General features: G+C 66.0%; 9 protein-coding genes. 6 read left to right on the forward strand and 3 right to left on the reverse strand.

Features of this window, described 5'->3' with window-relative positions:
* Positions 1-20: 20 nt before the first annotated feature.
* Positions 21-1,913, reverse strand: a complete 1,893-nt coding sequence (locus Poly30_RS27605; protein ID WP_419190746.1) for a HEAT repeat domain-containing protein — start codon at positions 1,911-1,913, stop codon at positions 21-23.
* A 175-nt stretch (positions 1,914-2,088) separates the two neighbouring features.
* Between Poly30_RS27605 and Poly30_RS27610 the strand changes: the two genes are divergently transcribed.
* From Poly30_RS27610 to Poly30_RS27630, 5 genes are all read left to right on the forward strand, one after another.
* The gene (locus Poly30_RS27610) at positions 2,089-2,577 is read left to right on the forward strand and encodes a hypothetical protein (RefSeq protein ID WP_419190747.1); all 489 of its coding nucleotides are present in this window, start codon (positions 2,089-2,091) and stop codon (positions 2,575-2,577) included.
* A 131-nt stretch (positions 2,578-2,708) separates the two neighbouring features.
* The gene (locus Poly30_RS27615) at positions 2,709-4,586 is read left to right on the forward strand and encodes a 2-oxoacid:acceptor oxidoreductase subunit alpha (protein ID WP_145205660.1); all 1,878 of its coding nucleotides are present in this window, start codon (positions 2,709-2,711) and stop codon (positions 4,584-4,586) included.
* A 25-nt stretch (positions 4,587-4,611) separates the two neighbouring features.
* Positions 4,612-5,619, forward strand: a complete 1,008-nt coding sequence (locus tag Poly30_RS27620) for a 2-oxoacid:ferredoxin oxidoreductase subunit beta (protein ID WP_145205663.1) — start codon at positions 4,612-4,614, stop codon at positions 5,617-5,619.
* 97 nt (positions 5,620-5,716) lie between these two features.
* Complete coding sequence (locus tag Poly30_RS27625; RefSeq protein ID WP_145205666.1) at positions 5,717-9,628, forward strand: PAS domain S-box protein; 3,912 nt, start codon at positions 5,717-5,719, stop codon at positions 9,626-9,628.
* 49 nt (positions 9,629-9,677) lie between these two features.
* On the forward strand, positions 9,678-12,977 hold the full coding sequence (locus Poly30_RS27630) for a glycoside hydrolase family 18 protein (RefSeq protein ID WP_145205669.1): 3,300 nt from the start codon (positions 9,678-9,680) through the stop codon (positions 12,975-12,977).
* 9 nt (positions 12,978-12,986) lie between these two features.
* On the opposite strand, the gene Poly30_RS27635 is transcribed toward Poly30_RS27630, so the two are convergent.
* A complete protein-coding gene (locus Poly30_RS27635) occupies positions 12,987-13,814 on the reverse strand; it encodes a sulfotransferase-like domain-containing protein (protein WP_419190748.1) in 828 nt (275 codons plus the stop codon).
* A 177-nt stretch (positions 13,815-13,991) separates the two neighbouring features.
* Here Poly30_RS27635 and Poly30_RS27640 point away from each other — a divergent pair, with 177 nt between their 5' ends.
* The gene (locus Poly30_RS27640; protein WP_145205675.1) at positions 13,992-14,660 is read left to right on the forward strand and encodes a DUF6265 family protein; all 669 of its coding nucleotides are present in this window, start codon (positions 13,992-13,994) and stop codon (positions 14,658-14,660) included.
* Positions 14,661-14,788: 128 nt separating this feature from the next.
* Here Poly30_RS27640 and Poly30_RS27645 read toward each other — a convergent pair whose 3' ends face one another.
* The gene (locus Poly30_RS27645) at positions 14,789-15,850 is read right to left on the reverse strand and encodes a thioredoxin family protein (protein ID WP_145205678.1); all 1,062 of its coding nucleotides are present in this window, start codon (positions 15,848-15,850) and stop codon (positions 14,789-14,791) included.
* Positions 15,851-15,923 lie beyond the last annotated feature (73 nt).

The following is a 15,923-nucleotide window of genomic DNA, read 5'->3' on the forward strand; positions in this document are numbered from 1 at the left end:
TCGCATTAGTATACTTTCAATTATTCTACCCGAACGTATCTTCCCCCGGAGTCTGCTGCGAGCCCCCTCAGCAGCGGATGGTCCTGCCCGACCGCGATCGCATGGATCAGGATCCCGCGGGTGGAGTTCCAGCGCTCCACCTCGGCCCGGAGCGACATGACGTCCACGAATTCCCCTGCGCTCGGCGCTCCGTCGGAAAGCAGATAGATCGTGTCCACTCGCTCGTCCTCGAAGGCCGCGCTCAGGCTATCGAAGATATTCGTGCCGCCCGCCTCTCGCAGTACCTCGATGAACGCCAGCGCCTCCTCCCGCGCCTCCTCGTCCATCGGTTCGAGGCCGTCGGTGAGCGGACGCGCATTCCCGGAGAACGGAATCACGTTGAACAGCACGCCGTCCCGCACCCGGTTCAGCGTCTTCGCCATCTGCTCCTTGGCCACGTCGAGGCGTGTCTGCTTCTTCTCCTTCCCCACCTTCGCGTTCATCGAACCCGACGTGTCCACCACGAGCACGAAGGCGTCCGAGAGGACGTTGATGCCGTAGAAAGCCACCGCAGACTCGGAGTCCTCCTTGCGCTTCGCCCGATCGGCGGCGGCCTTCGCCACCACCTTGGGGCTGGGCACCTCGAAGGTCTCGGATTCCTTCTCCCAGAAGATGCGCCACCTGCCGGCAGCAAGGCCGAGATCGAGGGCGGTCAGCTGGACCAGACCTGCGTGAAAGTCCCCGACGAAACGTCCCTCCGCGCGGTCCAAACCCTCGATCAGCTCCGGAATCGACGATCGGTCCCGGACCCGGATCACGGCTCGAATCGCCTCGGCGCGGACGCGCCAGTCCTCGTCGCGAAGCAGCCGGTGAAGGGCACCGAGCGCCTCTTCGTCGCCGCGATCCCCGAGCCCGATGGCGGCCGCCTGGCGCACCGCGCTCTCATCGCTCTCAACCAGCTCGAGCGGGTCGATCCGGCGACCGCCCTTCCCGCCGGCCCCAGACGGGTCGCGGGTCTGCGTTCGGAGCGCCGCAATGATCGCCGCACGCTTGACCGATTCGTCCTTCGACTTCGTGAGCTTGGTCACTTCCCTGGGAGCCTTCGTCCCTCCGCGTCGCGCGACGGCGAGGAGCGCCCGGTACTGCACCACCGGATCCCGATGGCGTAGCCCTTCCTCAAGGACGTCGTTCACCCCCTCGTCAACGACCGGGTCCACCCCCGCTGCGTGCGTTCCCATCGCGTCGAGGACCACGAGCAGCCGCTGGATCGGCGCACTCCTGTCCCCGACGAACTTCCTGATCTCGCGGAAGAACTCCTCCGAGCGAAACAGGCCCAGAACCTCCACCCCCAGCGTGGCGGGTCCCGAGGTGGGCACGTCGAAGGCCTCCAGCATGATCCGAAGCGCCACCCCGTCTTTTCGCTCCTTCAAGAGGTCGTGAATGCCCCGGATCGCCTCCGCGCGGGCCCCCTCGTCCCACCCATCGGCCGCGACCCCGTAGAGCACCTCCCTGGCCGGCTCGCCCCAGCCAACCATCGCACCCGCGGCGGCCCGCGCTTCCGTCGGGTTCCTGCGCAGCGCTGCGCCCTCGGCGAACTTGATGGCGACGGGCGCGAGCTCGGGATCGTCCATGAAGAAGCGCATGGCCGAAAAGACGTACTGCTTGCCCCAGCGGCCCTCCATCTCGTCGACGGAGCGCTTCAGCATGGAGAGCGCGTCCTCGGTCTTCATCTGACCGAGTTCCTCGATCCGATTGCGTGGGGTCCGGTCCTTGTGCTCGCGGATCAGATTGAAGTAGTCGAGCGGCGTCTTCGGCGCGGCCGGGTCATCGAACGACGAGAACGCTCCCGTGGAAGGCCTCGCCGGAGTCTCCGCCGGGAACCCCAGTACGGCGCCTGCGAGAAGAACCAGCGGTGGTAGGTGGAAGCGTTTCAAATCGCGATATCGGTGCGTGAAGGGCGGCAAAACAGGTGCGCGAGGGCGTGAAGATGGTAGCGAGCGCGCCACAGAACGGGACGGCGGCGCGCCCTTCCACGTCCTGGAACGAGAACCATTCCGGACCCGCGGGCCCGGGCGCCGATAGCGGAGATGGGCCGGAGGGCCCTCGACCATGTCGCAGCCGCAACCCGCATCCGAGGACAACGTGTCCAGCACCACCCACTTCCGCCTGGTTCCCGAAGAGTCCGTCAGTGGCCAGACCCCGGCGCAGGACCCTCGGGTTCCGTCGATGATGTCGGCCGCGCTCCTCGTTCCCGAGGCAGAGTTCGCCGCGCGCGCCGTCGGGATGCCGAGCGACGCCAGGCTGGCCTGCGCCGAGATACCGCTGATCGCCTCGCTGGCCAGGATTCGGAGCGAGGCCGACGCGGCGATCGCCCTCACCGGCGTGATCGAGACGCTCGCTCGGCGATTCCAGGTTCAGCTCCCCTGCGGTGCCCTCCACGACGGGATGATCGGGTTCATCCTTCCGTCCAAGGTCAACCTGGCGGACGTGGCCCGGACGATCGACGAGTCGCTCCTGGGGCAGGTGCGGGCGACGGACCTCCAGGGTGCGCTGAAAGTGCGCATGGAGGCCCAGGTGACCCCCATGGCGCCTCTCTAGGAGCCACCTTTCGGGCTCCAACCCGCCGCTCCACCGGATCTCCCACCTATTCGGGGAACTAGGCTCATCAACGTGCCGATGAGGTCTATTCTGTTCGGGCAATTTCCGAGCTGAACACGCCTCCTTCGACGATGAATCCTACCTCCGCCCAAGACCCCCAGGCGGGCGAGCTGCCTCTCCAGCAACTCGACCGCGTCGTCCTTCGCTTCGCCGGTGACTCTGGCGATGGCATGCAGGTCACGGGAAACCAGTTCACGCGTACCAGCGCGATCTTCGGCAACGACCTGGCGACGCTCCCCGACTTCCCCGCCGAGATTCGCGCGCCAGCGGGTACCCGCCCCGGCGTCTCCGGCTTCCAGCTGCAGTTCGCGTCCACCGACATCCACACGCCCGGTGACGCGCCGGACGTGCTCGTGGCGATGAACCCCGCCGCCCTGATGGTCAACATCAAGGCGCTGAAGAAGGGCGGCGTGGTCGTGGTCAACACCGACGCTTTCAAGGAGCTTGATCTCAAGAAGGCGAAGTGCGACACGAACCCCCTCGAAGACGGAACCCTCGAGGGCTACCGCGTGATCGAGGTCGACATCAACACGCGCGTCGCGGAGGCGCTCGCGGATTCGCCGCTGTCCAACAAGGACAAGCAGCGCTGCAAGAACTTCTACACGCTGGGGCTCATGTACTGGGTCTACAGCCGTCCGATGGACGCGACGCTAAAGTGGCTCGAGGAGAAGTTCAAGGGCAAGCCCGACCTGATCGAGGCGAACCAGAAGGCGCTGAAGGCTGGCTACAACGCGGGCGATATCCGCGAACTCTTCCAGGGCCAGTACGAAGTGCCGAAGGCCGAGCTGCCGCCGGCGACCTACCGCAACATCATGGGCAACGACGCGCTGGCGATCGGGCTCGTGGCGGGCGCGAAGCTGGCGAACCTGCCCGGCGTGTTCTGCTCGTACCCGATCACGCCCGCGTCAGGGGTGCTCGAGTCCCTCGCGAACTACAAGCACCACGGGATCCTCACGGTTCAGTCCGAGGACGAGATCGCCGCGATCTGCTCGGCGATCGGCGCCTCCTTCGCCGGCTCGCTCGGCATGACCGGCACCTCGGGTCCTGGCATGGCGCTCAAGGGCGAGGCCATGGGCCTTGCGATCTCGACCGAGCTTCCGCTCGTCATCGTGGACGTCCAGCGCGCGGGCCCGTCGACCGGCATGCCGACGAAGGTCGAGCAGTCCGACCTGCTCAGCAGCATCTACGGACGCAACGGCGACGCGCCGATGCCCGTCATCGCCATCAGCCGTCCGAGCGACGCGTTCGACATGGCCATCGAAGCCTGCCGTATCGCGGTTCAGTTCATGACTCCGGTCATTCTTCTGTCCGACAACTTCATCGCGAACGGCGCCGAGCCGTGGGCGCTCCCTGACCTCGATGACCTGAAGCCGTTCCCGGTCCAGTTCACGACGGAGAAGGGCGAGAATTTCCTCTCCTTCGGGCGCAACGAGAACCTCGCGCGCCCCTGGGTGAAGCCGGGCACGCCCGGCATGGAATTCCGGATCGGCGGCCTCGAGAAGGCCCCGACGAGCAACATCAGCTACGACCCCGACAACCACCAGGCGATGACGGACCTGCGCCACGCCAAGGTGCGCAAGGTCGCGGACACGATTCCGACGCCTGCCGTCGAGGGAGCCGAGGCGGGCGAGCTGCTCGTGGTCGGCTGGGGCTCCACGATCGGCATCCTCAAGCAGGCGGTCGATACCTGCCGCCTCCAGGGGCTGTCGGTTTCGCGCCTGCACCTGACGCACGTCTGGCCGCTCCCCCATGGACTCGACGAGATCTTCTCGAAGTTCGATCGCATCCTCGTGCCGGAGATGAACGTCGCGCAGATGACGGTGCTTCTCCGAGGTGAACTACCGAATCACGACTACGTGCCCTACAACAAGGTGACGGGACAGCCGTTCCTGATCTCGGAAGTCGTCGAGCGTATCCAGAACGTGCTCGCGGAACCCAAGAAGGCCTGAGGCGAACGCCACCCACGAAAGAGCCATGACTGACATCGCTGCAAAGACTCCGCTCACGAAGAAGGACTTCGTCTCCGACCAGGAAGTTCGCTGGTGCCCCGGGTGCGGGGACTACGCCATTCTGAACGCCGTACAGAAGTACATGGCGGACAGCGGTGCGGATCCCGCCAAGACCGTGTTCGTCTCGGGCATCGGCTGCTCCAGCCGCTTCCCGTACTACATGAACACGTACGGGTTCCACACGATCCACGGCCGCGCTCCGGCCGTGGCCACGGGTGTGAAGGTGGCGAACCCCGAGCTGGACGTGTGGATCATCACCGGTGACGGCGACAGCCTCTCCATCGGCGGTAATCACCTCGCCCACATCCTGCGCCGCAACCTCGACGTGAACATCCTGATGTTCAACAACGAGATCTACGGGCTGACCAAGGGTCAGTATTCGCCGACCTCGCCAGTTGGAACCCGCAAGAAATCGACGCCGATGGGTTCCGTCGATCGCCCCTTCGAGCCCGCCCAGTTCGCCCTCGGCGCCCAGGCCACGTTCGTGGCGCGGACGATCGACCAGGACATCAAGCACATGACGACGGTCCTCGAAGCCGCGAGCGCCCACCGCGGCACCTCGTTCGTCGAGATCCTTCAGAACTGCGTGATCTTCAACAAGGACTTCTACTCGTCCACCGTCGACCGCAAGGTGCGCCCGGACCGCACCATCGACCTGGTCGCGGGCCAGCCGATGATCTACGGCGCCGAGAACGATAAGGGCCTGCGCTTCAACGGCTTCGAGGTCGAGCGCTGCGCCGCCTCCGACGCCAGCGTATGGGACCCGACGGCCAAGTCGCCCGCTGCTGCCTTCCTGGTCACGGGAATGCGCGATGATCCGGACATGCCGGTCCCTGTCGGCATCATGCGCAACGTCGAGGCCGCGAACTACGAGGTCGGCGTGCACGCGCAGGTCGAGGACGCCATCGCCCGGAAGGGCAAAGGAAACCTCAAAGACCTCGTCTACGCCGGCGAGATGTGGACGGTCGAGTAAGGATCGGTTGCCCTCCGGAAACCGCCGGTCCGGAAACCCGAGGCCTTGATATGCTCGGGGCGCGTACGTTCGCCTGACGAGCGCGCGCGCCTCTCCCTTGAACGCCCCCCTTCGTCACTCCTCCAGGGTTCGAATTCACGTCGCCCTGCTGGCAAGCGCCGTGCTGCTTCAGCCCGACGTGCAGGGTAGGACATCTGCGCTTCAAGAGCTCGATGGGACCATCGCGGGCGCGACACCGCTGCCTCCGCACTACCAGGTTTCGGCCTTCGGGCCCGAGGACGGCCTGCCGTCTAGAGGCGTGCGGGCCCTCGAGGTGGACGTGGATGGCAGGCTCTGGCTCGGGACCGCCGGGGGGATCGCCATCTACGACGGGCTACGCTTCAAGATCCTTCGGGCGAGCCAGACCCCCGGGCTCGGGAACGAGAGGATCACGTCTCTCGCAAGAGACTCCCAGAACGACCTCTGGATCGGCACATCGGGCGGACCGCTTTCGCGCTATCGCGATGGACGGTTCGAGGAGCTGGCGCCCCATGACGTGCTCGGCGACGTGGAGCAGATCGTGCCGGGAAGAGGCGATCAGGTCTGGTTCGCCGGCCTGCGGCTAGGGCTGTCTTCCCGGGGTCAGCTCTCCGTCTTTCGACGTGGCGACCCGGAGGATGACCAGCCGATTCGACGCATTGCGCTCGACCGGCTCGGTGAGCCGTGGGTCGCCAGTAACTCGGGTCTCTACCACCTGGAAGAGGGTCGACTGATCCAGCTCAGTGACCGCTCCATGTCCTGGGTCCTGGCCGACCTGGAGGGGGATGTCTGGGCCCGAGAAAGCGTGACGGGCCAGCTCTTTGCCGTCGAAGATCCAGCGACGTTCTATCCAGGGGTGGAGTTCGATCAGATCACGGACGAGGTCGAAACCGGGCCCGATGACAGGGTCATCACCACTTCGAAGGGCCTCTTCTCCGTGGGCCCGGCCTCACCCGACCCCGAAGGAACCCGAGCGGGAGATCGACCGAAGGGCCCTCCCACGTTCACCCGGATCGACTCGCTCGGCGACGTTTCACTCCACGGCCTCGCTCGGAGCGCGCAGCGCGATCTCTGGGTGGGAACGTCCAGGGACGGCCTCCTGTACCTGGAGCCGAGTACGTCCGTTCCCGTCGCGCTATCGCTCGAAGACGTCGGGAGGCAGCCCTCCGTGCGGCTCGTTCAGTCGATCGGCGAGGAGAAGGTCATCGTTCGAACGACCGAGGGTGACCAGGCGTGGGTCGTGGGTCCCGATGGTTCTTCCCTCCCGATCCTCCTGGACGAGAAGCGCCTGCGCGACTTGACCGCAGCCTGCGTCGACGACCAGAAGAGAGTCATTCTCGGCGCGGGAGAGGGGCTCTTCTTCCTGGAGGGCCACCGGGCGGTTCCGGTGCCGGGCTACAGCGATCCCGTGGAGTTTCTCTGCAGCGATTCCACGGGCACGGTCTGGTACGCCGAAGGGTATCGGGTCACGGAATGGGTGACCGATCCAGGGAGGCAACCTCGCGTGCTCGGTCCGTTTGGTCATCGCGTTCGGCATCTCATCCCCGTTTCCGATGGGCTCCTGAGCCTCTCCCGGGACGTCATCGAACTGGGCGATCCGGACACGGAAGTGGTCACCACGCTCCACACTTTCCCCGGAGCGACCCTTCGATCTGCATTCGAGGATCATCGCGGGCATCTTTGGGTCACGACCTACGGGCACGGCCTCTATCGCCTTCGGGGTGACGACTGCGTCGATCACTGGAATCTGGAGAACGGCCTGCCTGATCTTTTCCTCGGCTGGATCGGTGATCCTTCAGGCCACGAGGGCCGTGAGTCCCTGTGGGTCAACTCGAACTCGGGTTCGATCCGACTCGACGTGGGGAGCCTCGATCCTGCCATCTCCGGGGACGGGGGATCGATCGAGTGCACGCTTCACGGTGGCCCGGAAGGGAACGGCCCGTGGGGAGGTTCTTTCTTGGACGGGCACCTCGCGCTGCCAACGGTGGACGGCCTCACCCTCATCGATACGTTCGTCGCCTCTCAGCACAGCGCCGCCCCGAGCGTTCTGATCACCTCGGTGGAAGCCAACGGAGACCCGTGGTCTGCGACCACGGCGCTCTTTGGCTCAGCCACCTTGCAGTTCCGCTATGCCGCCCTCGTCTTCCCGACCGCGGAGAACACTCTCTATCGCTATCGCCTGGAGGGGTACGACGAGAGCTGGGTCGACAATGGCCATGAGCGCACCGTTCGATTCACGGACCTTCCACCGGGCGACTATCGGTTTCAGGTCGAGGCGCGCTCCAGCGATAGCCCCTGGTCCGAACCTGTGGAGACCGCGACGTTCACGATTCACCGCCACTGGTTCCAGCAGTGGCCGATTCGCGCGCTGCTCCTCGCGACACTTCTGGGTCTCCTGAGACTGCTGTACGCCTGGAGAACCGAGGCGATCCGCAACAAGAGCGTCGAGCTCGAAGCCGAAGTCGAGCAGCGCCGCGTCCTCGAGCGGGCTCTTCGGGCCAGCGCCCGCAATCATCGAACCACGCTGGAGACCGCCATCGACGGGATCGTGACCTGTGATAAGGATGGCACCATCCGCTACGTCAATCCGGCGCTCGAGACGATGCTGGGATTCGACCATGCCGACCTCGAAGGCCAGCCCATCAGCCACCTGGGTATCGAGGGTGTCGATCAGGCCCTCGAGCAGTTCGCCCGCAAGTCACTCATCGGCAACGCCACGCGAGCCACGACGATCCAAAGAGAGGCACTCCAGGGCGATGGCTCGCCCATAGACGTCGAGATCACCATTGGACGTACCGGCGCGTCGCACGAGCAGCGCCTCGTTTGCGTGATCCGCGACATCAGCGAGCGCAAGCGGATGATCGACGCCATCGCGCAGAGCGAGCGCCGCTTTCGAGGGCTCTTTCAAACCGCTCCCTCCGCCATCTTCGTCTGGCATCGTGATGGCAGCATCGCCGAGTGGAACGACTACGCGGGCCGCCTCTTCGGCTGGCATGCAGAGCCTCCGGGCAAGACGGATCTGCTCGACCAGATCACGCCGAAGGCCCACCATGGGCACCTCCAAGAGGCGCTCACCCGCGCATTCGATGGGCACGTGGAGGAGAACCTCCTGTCCCCCACGGTCACGGCGCTCGGCGAGGTGAGGAGCTGCAGGTGGTACTTCTCGCCGATCAAGGACGGAAACGGCGACGTTCACACGGTCCTCGCGCTGGTCCTCGACGTGACGGACGAGGAAAGGTTGGCCCAGAGCGTCGAGCGACTGCGGCAGCGACTCGTCAAGGCAGAAGAAACGGAGCGAAGCCGGATCGCGCGGGAGCTCCACGACGACCTGTCCCAGCGACTCGCCGCGCTCACGCTGGACGCGCAGCTGATCACCCAGGCGCCTGACAGTGAGGATCCACACCGCGCTTCGATCTCCCGAGCGCTCGCCGTCGAGCGAGTTCGGGCAGGCCTCGCCTCCATCGCGGTCGATGTCCACTCGATCTCCAGGCAGCTGCATCCCACCGTGGTAGACGATCTCGGACTGGCGCGAGCCCTCAAGTCCGAGTGCGCTCGCCGCTCGGAGCAGGGTCTCGTGAGCGTCCGCTTCGCCGACCACTCCGAGGGCATCCAGGTGCCTGCGGCGGTCGCTCTCGCGCTGTTCCGGATCGCCCAGGAGTCGATCCGGAACGCCGAGCGACACGGTTCTCCCCAGAACATCGATGTGGAGCTCGACTCCGACGGAGAGTGCATCTCGCTGCGAGTCGCCGATGACGGGAGAGGCTTCGACCCTGCGGCTCTCGCCGGACTCCCGCGCGAGGGACGTGACGGGGGATTAGGTCTCGTCAGCATCCGGGAACGGGCCAAGCTCGTCGGCGGCTCGCTGAGCATCACCACCGATTTCGGTCAGGGAACCATCGTGCAGGTATCTGCGCCGCTGCAACCTGCGACCGACACCGATCCGTGTAGCGAAAAGGAACACCCGCCTCGCCCGGTCGTGAAACGCCCGTAAGAGCCCCTGAACTCCCGTGGGAACGCCGGCCGACGCCTAGAATGGACGGATGTCCAACCAAGGTTCATTGCTTCCCATCGCCGTCTGCTGCCTCCTGACGGGAGCCCTTGCTCCCTTTGCCATGGCCCAGGAGGGAGCCGAAGTTCCGCCTGCCTCGCGCACGCTCTCGACGCACGGCGCGCACATCCTGGAGCTGGGCAGAAGCGCCCATGCACCTTCGGAGGACCACAACGAGGCCGAGCGAATCGGAGCTGCCATCGCGCGCCAGCGGCGGAGCCACCCGACGGCGACCGATGTGACCCCGAACGCGGCAGGAAGCCCGACCACGCCCGGGCCGACGGACCGCGCGCCGATCCACGGCATCGACGACGATTTCATCGTCTTCGGATACCTCCAGAGCGAGACCCAGGTCTTCCATCAGCGCTGGCACGCTCTCACCCACGTCGGCTCCAGATTCGTCGGCTTCGACTCCGCCGGCAACCTGACGGGAACGAGCGCCTTCACGAACCGCTCCTCGTACCTGAAAGCCGGAGGCGCCGCCGACACCGCCGGCGTGAAGATGATCCTCGTTCTGGCGAGCTTCGATGACGGCGCAGGCGGCGCGATCGCCAGCGTCATGACCTCCGCGTCCCGGCGCGCCAACCTCGTCAATCAGCTCGTCAACCTCCTCGCGAACGATTCGTACTGCCACGGCGTCAGCATCGACATCGAGTTCTCCTGGGGCTCTGCCGTGCGCGACGGTCTCACGGCGTTCATGGCCCAGCTCCGCGCGGGCCTCGACGGTCTCGGTCCTGGCTACGAACTCAGCATCTACACGAACGCCATCTTCAGCTCCAACCAGTGGGACTTCGACGCCGAAACGGGCATCACCCCTTCCATCGACTACATGCTCTACAGCATGTACGACTGGGCGAGCGGCTCCACGCCCCACGCGATCAGCGACTTCGACAACTGCCTCGGCTCGTCGAAGATGCACGCCTACCTGAACGATGGGCTGCCGCCCGAGAAGCTCGTGCCCGTGATCTCCGCGTATTCACGCCAGTGGAGCAACACCGCGAGCTACGACGTCGCCGGCACGAGCCCTTCGTCCTCGGGTTTCACGGACGGTCTCTTCGACGTGACCCTCAACAGCAGCATCGGCACGCCCGCGCAGAACTACGTCACGGGCGACGAAGCGGCGTGGTACACCTGGAACTCCGGTAGCCAGCGCGTTCGTACCTTCGAGGGCCTGGAGGGCATGGAGTACAAGATCCGCCATGCACTTTCGCTCCAGGATCCGTCGGGGCGCTGGAGCGGTCGCCGGATCGGCGGCGTCGGCTTCTGGTCGCTCATGTGGATGGCGGAGTTCACGTCCATCGACCCGCGGACGGGCGGCAGCGTCGCGCGCACGCGCACCTATCCGCACGTCTACGAGATGCTCCACGAGATCTTCGCGCCACCGGGGACACGCGCGTACTCGCTCGATTCCTTCAGCGGCCTCGATCCGCGCTGGCGCGATCCGAACCTCGCCCGGGACACGGTGGGCGACAGCAACGGTGATTCCTCCCTTGCGCTCGTGCCCGCGCCCGCTGGCGAGGGCAACGCGATGCGCATCGCCTACGACTTCGAAGGGAGCGGAGCGAACCGCGCCGTCGTGGCCCACGAGGTGCTCGCGTCGCCGCTCGCCCCCACCGTCACCGACACGAACAGCGTCCTCGGCGTCGTCTCCGCGTCGACGAAGCTCAAGGCGTTCGTCCTCGTCACCCAGCCGCAGGCGGGCTACACCATGCGCATGCTCGCGGTCGACGGCTCACGGCAGCTGGAAAGCTCCCCCTCCATCTCCCTTGCGCAGCCGGGCTGGCACGTGCTGACCTGGGACCTCACGGACCCGTTCAGCGTCGCTGGCTTCCCCACGCAGGAGCCTGCGTTCTTCAGCGGCAACTCGATCCTGAATAGCACAGGCCTTGGCGCCCGCGACATCGGCTTCTACGGCTTCGTCATCGAGGGCACCGGCGACGCCGTCGGCGAGGTCATCGTCGATTCGATCACCTACGAACACGTTGATCCCGAGCAGAAGAGCTACCGGATCAACGAGTTTCGCTACGCGGAGTCCGGGCTGGAGTTCGTCGAGATCCATGGACCGGCCGGTCCGCTGCCCTCGGGCCTGACCCTGCGCACGTACGGCGCCTCCAACGGCACGGTGGCTCGCGAATTCCCGCTCTCCGGCTCGATCCCCGACATGGGCGGCGGCTTCGGCCTGTTCGTGGCGGGCGACCCCGGTACGCCGAACGTGGCCAGCACGACCGGCTTCAGCGCGGCCGGTGACGACCTTTCCAACCTGAACCCGACCGGGCTTCAGCTGCTGAACGTCTCGAGCCAGCACGTATACGACAACGTGGTGTACGAGGCCTTCGGAGGCCTCGGCGACCTCATCCGCCGCGAGACGCTCGGCGTCACCTCGGGCGGCTGGCCCTGGTTCGGCGAGATCGCGAACGGCTTCGACGGTTCGGGTGCCCGCTACACGGCGGGACGATACCCCGACGGTCTGGACACGGGCCGCAACGCCGAGGACTTCTCGTTCCAGGCGGCGAGCCCCGGTGAGCCCAACGGCGACCGACTCACCCTACCGGCTACCTTCGACTTCGAGACCGCTTCACCGGCGTTCTTCTCCACGTTCGGGAGCGTCCTGCGCTCGTCGCCGCTCGCGGCGGGTATCCCAGCCTCCCCGGGGGGTGGCCTTGCGTGGCGCTGCGTGGACCCGAGCGGCGGTGGCGTCATCGGCATCGCAGGCGACGCGGCTCTCGGACGTACGCGCGGCTACACCGTCACCGGCGACCTCTATGTGCCGTCGAGCACCGATCCGGCCCAGGCCATCGCGCTGGGCATCTGCGGCTCCCAGGGCAGCCGCTTCTTCCCCGCGGACAGCGACGCCCGGCTGTCCGGCTACGAGAACGGCTACTGGCTCATCTACGAGAACCGGGCCGGGGTCAACCTCAACGACGGACGCATCGACCACGGGCTGATCTGGGAACTCGTTCATGCCAGCCACGACCAAATGGACGGCGAGCCCGTCCAGCTCATGGAGGCCCTCCCCAACTTCGTTCTCGGCATCGCGGAGGGGCAGTGGGTTCCATTCTCGATCACCCTCGATCCCTACGAGCCGACGGGCGGCCAGCTCGTGGTGATCCTGAACGATCGGGAGATTTTCCGCGGCGCTCTGCCGGAGGGCGGTCGCCGAAGCGGCGCCTTCCAGGTCGGGTTCCGCGAGAACCACGCGGGTCCCCCGATCGCCTCGGAAGGCACCTGGATCGACAACCTTCACATCGACCACGCAGGCCCTGAGAGCCAGGCGGGTAGCGATCCCGACTGAGGCCATCGGTCAACTGCTGGTGGAGCAAACGCCGCGAAGCTCGCTCTGCAGCAGTTCGTTCTGCATGGCGCGGCAGCGACGGATCAGACTGGCGTGCCTCTCCTCGGCCTCGTGAATCTTCTCCCGAGCGTCCGAGGTGAGCTGGCCATCGTCCGAATACCAGCACGCGTCGCCGTCCTCGTGCGTCGGACAGTCCGGCTGAAACGCGCCCAGCATCGCGGGGTCATCCGTCAATCCGAGCAGATCGCAGAGCCGGGTGAGGACCCGACCGGGGTCGTTCAGAAGGTTCTGTTCGCGCAGAACGATCGGCGACAGGTTCATGGTGCTTCGTACCCAGCGGTAGATCTCCAGCTGGTGAGGCACGCAGGTGTCTTCGATGTAGGCGAGGCCTGAATCGGAGTGCGACTGGGCGATGACGAGCCGCGGATCACGAAGCAGGAAGACGTGCTGGAATCCGGTCAGCCAGTCGCGGTCCGTGTGCAGTAGTAGCTGCTTCGCCATGTGCTTCTGGACCCAGAGCCTCGGGGCCTCGCACCCGGGGGGACTCAGCGGAGCGGCTCGGAGACGTTCGACGGTCTCGTTCCATAGCGTGAGGTCCTCGAAGAGGCGCGTCTCGTCTTCGCGTTCGAAGCGTCTCGTGTGAGCCAGGTAGGCAGGCGCCAGGGGCTCATCGGACACCGCGCAGTCATCGCGACGGTCGAATGCGCGAAGCAATCGGCAAGGGGCCGGACTGGGGGCGCACCAGAGGGCGACACGGGTCAGCAGCATGGGAGATCGACGGAGACGGGACGGAATGGGACCCTGGGGAGCGCGGGAACATAGCGTCGTACGTGCCATCCGCAGGGTCCCCCATGACGGGCTCGACAGGATGTCGTTCGCAGTGCCAGGAAATAGCGGAATGACCGACCTCTCGCACGTCGAACAAATCGTTTACACAGCCAGGCTCGCGTCCCCATCGTGCATCAGGCTGGCCGGATGACCCGTGCCCGATCGTTGGCGCGATAGACTGCTCCGATGCAACGCACCCTCGCACGGCCGCTGGCCCTCGGCCTCCTCTTTTCGCTCACCTCCTGCCTCGCGGCCGACAAACCCATCTTCGACGAGCTGGACGCTCGTGCACAGTCCGGGAACCGGGCCGCCACGCCGGGTACACCTCCCCCCGGGTCGCCCTCGGGCTCCGTGGCTCCGGTGGCAGACGGGATACCGATCCCCCAAACCGGTCCGGTCCTCCCCAGGAACGCGGCGGAGGCGCCGGAGATCGCAGGACTGCGCTTCCTTCACGGCTCCTGGATCGCCGTCAATCCGAACAAGACGGTGAACGAGGAGACCTGGACCCTGCCGCGCGGCAACTTCCTCATGGGGACCTTCCGACAGATCCGCCTCGACGGCGACTGTGCCTTCGTCGAGCTCAGCCAGATCGCCCTCGAAGAGGGAGAGATCGTTCTGCGCCTGCGGCACATGCACGGCAGGCTCGAGGTCCCGGAGGGCCGAGCTGATATCTCCCAGTTCAAGCTCGTGAGCCTCACCAAGGACCGCGTCGAGTTCGCTGGCGTGAACGCAGCGGAGAGCGTCAAGAGCGTCATCTACGAGCGATTGAGCGCCACCGAGCTCCAGCAGTCCATCCTCTTTGCGCCCGAGAGCGGTGAGAAGGATTTCGTCACGCGCTACACGCTCGATCGCTGAGCCGCGCGCCCGGGACGTGGATCCCCACTGCCCGAGCCATCAGGCAAGAAAACGGCCAAGCCCGCTCGATGACGAGCGGGCCTGGCCGTTTCCATCGCAGGAGAAGTCTCCCGCCTGGGATCAAAGGATCAGCCGATGATCTCTTTCAGCGCGGCCAGCATCTCCGGATCGTCGGTTCCGATCTCCATCGCCTTCGCACCGAGCTTCGCCGCCTTGTCGGCGTCCTCCAGCGGGCCAGCGCACCAGCGCGCAGCCGTGAAGTTGAGTCGGAAGCCAAGCTCCTTGTCCTGGAAGCCCATCGGGTTGACTTCCTCCAGCGCCGCGACGGCCGCACGCGCGGTCTCATCGTCCCGAACCTGGCTGAACGCCGACTCGACGGTGATCTCGAAGAGCCCCTTCTCGTTCTTCGGATCCGCTTCCTTCGCGTAGGCGACGAGTTCGTCGTCGACGATCCCCTTCGTGAGGAGCGCCTTCGCGGCGACCTCTTTCTTGCCCGCCTTGTTGTCGGCGTCCGTGTCGAAGCCCCAGCGGACGTGATCGACCAGGCTGCTGACGAACGGCGAGTCCGCGTCCATATCGTTGAACGCGGTGACGAGATCGCCCCAGGCAGCCCACTTCGCCTCGTCGCCTTCGGCGGAGGTGAACGCGTCGGCCACGCGCTTCGACGCAACCATGGCCTTCTTGCCCGAAGCCGCGATCTCGTTCATGTGCTTGACGTATGCCTCGGGCCCGCCGGCCTGGTAGCCCGTCTGGGCATAGGCCACACCGTCGGTGTTCATGAGGAAGATCGTCGGGAACCCGCGGACGCCGAGCTCATCCTTCAGCTCTTCGTTGCGCTTCGGGTTCGGCACGAGGGCCTTCGCCTCGTCGGAGCGCGGGAAGTCGAGCGCCACGAACACGTAGTTCTTGGAGGCCTCGTCGATCCACTCGGCGTGATCGAACACCTCGTCGTGCAGCTTGATGCACCAGCCGCACCAGTCCGAGCCGGTGAAGTCCACGAGGAGATCCTTGCCCTCGGCCTTGGCGACCTTGACCGCCTCGTCGTAGTCCGCGAACCAGCGACCCTCCGTGACAGGAGCGAGAACGGAGGACGCGCCGCCGAGCGTGTTGGAAGTCATCGCTGGAGCAGCGAGGACCGAGGAAGTGAACAGGACGGGCGCCAGGGCCGCGAGGAGGAGGGTTTTCTTCATGTGTGCATGTCAGCCAGCAGGGCTGGAGGCGGAATCGATCTGGATTCCGGCGCAGGAACGTAGGCCGGAAGCG

It is taken from the genome of Saltatorellus ferox, assembly GCA_007751475.1.
Classification (GTDB): Bacteria; Planctomycetota; UBA1135; order UBA1135.

What these genes read in the sequence shown, in the direction of transcription:
- Poly30_RS27610 (WP_419190747.1), top strand. Translation starts at nt 2,089, where the DNA reads ATGTCGCAGCCGCAACCCGCATCCGAGGACAACGTGTCCAGCACCACC.
- Poly30_RS27615 (WP_145205660.1), top strand. Translation starts at nt 2,709, where the DNA reads ATGAATCCTACCTCCGCCCAAGACCCCCAGGCGGGCGAGCTGCCTCTC.
- Poly30_RS27620 (WP_145205663.1), top strand. Translation starts at nt 4,612, where the DNA reads ATGACTGACATCGCTGCAAAGACTCCGCTCACGAAGAAGGACTTCGTC.
- Poly30_RS27630 (WP_145205669.1), top strand. Translation starts at nt 9,678, where the DNA reads ATGTCCAACCAAGGTTCATTGCTTCCCATCGCCGTCTGCTGCCTCCTG.
- Poly30_RS27635 (WP_419190748.1), bottom strand. Translation starts at nt 13,814, where the DNA reads ATGGCACGTACGACGCTATGTTCCCGCGCTCCCCAGGGTCCCATTCCG.
- Poly30_RS27640 (WP_145205675.1), top strand. Translation starts at nt 13,992, where the DNA reads ATGCAACGCACCCTCGCACGGCCGCTGGCCCTCGGCCTCCTCTTTTCG.
- Poly30_RS27645 (WP_145205678.1), bottom strand. Translation starts at nt 15,850, where the DNA reads ATGAAGAAAACCCTCCTCCTCGCGGCCCTGGCGCCCGTCCTGTTCACT.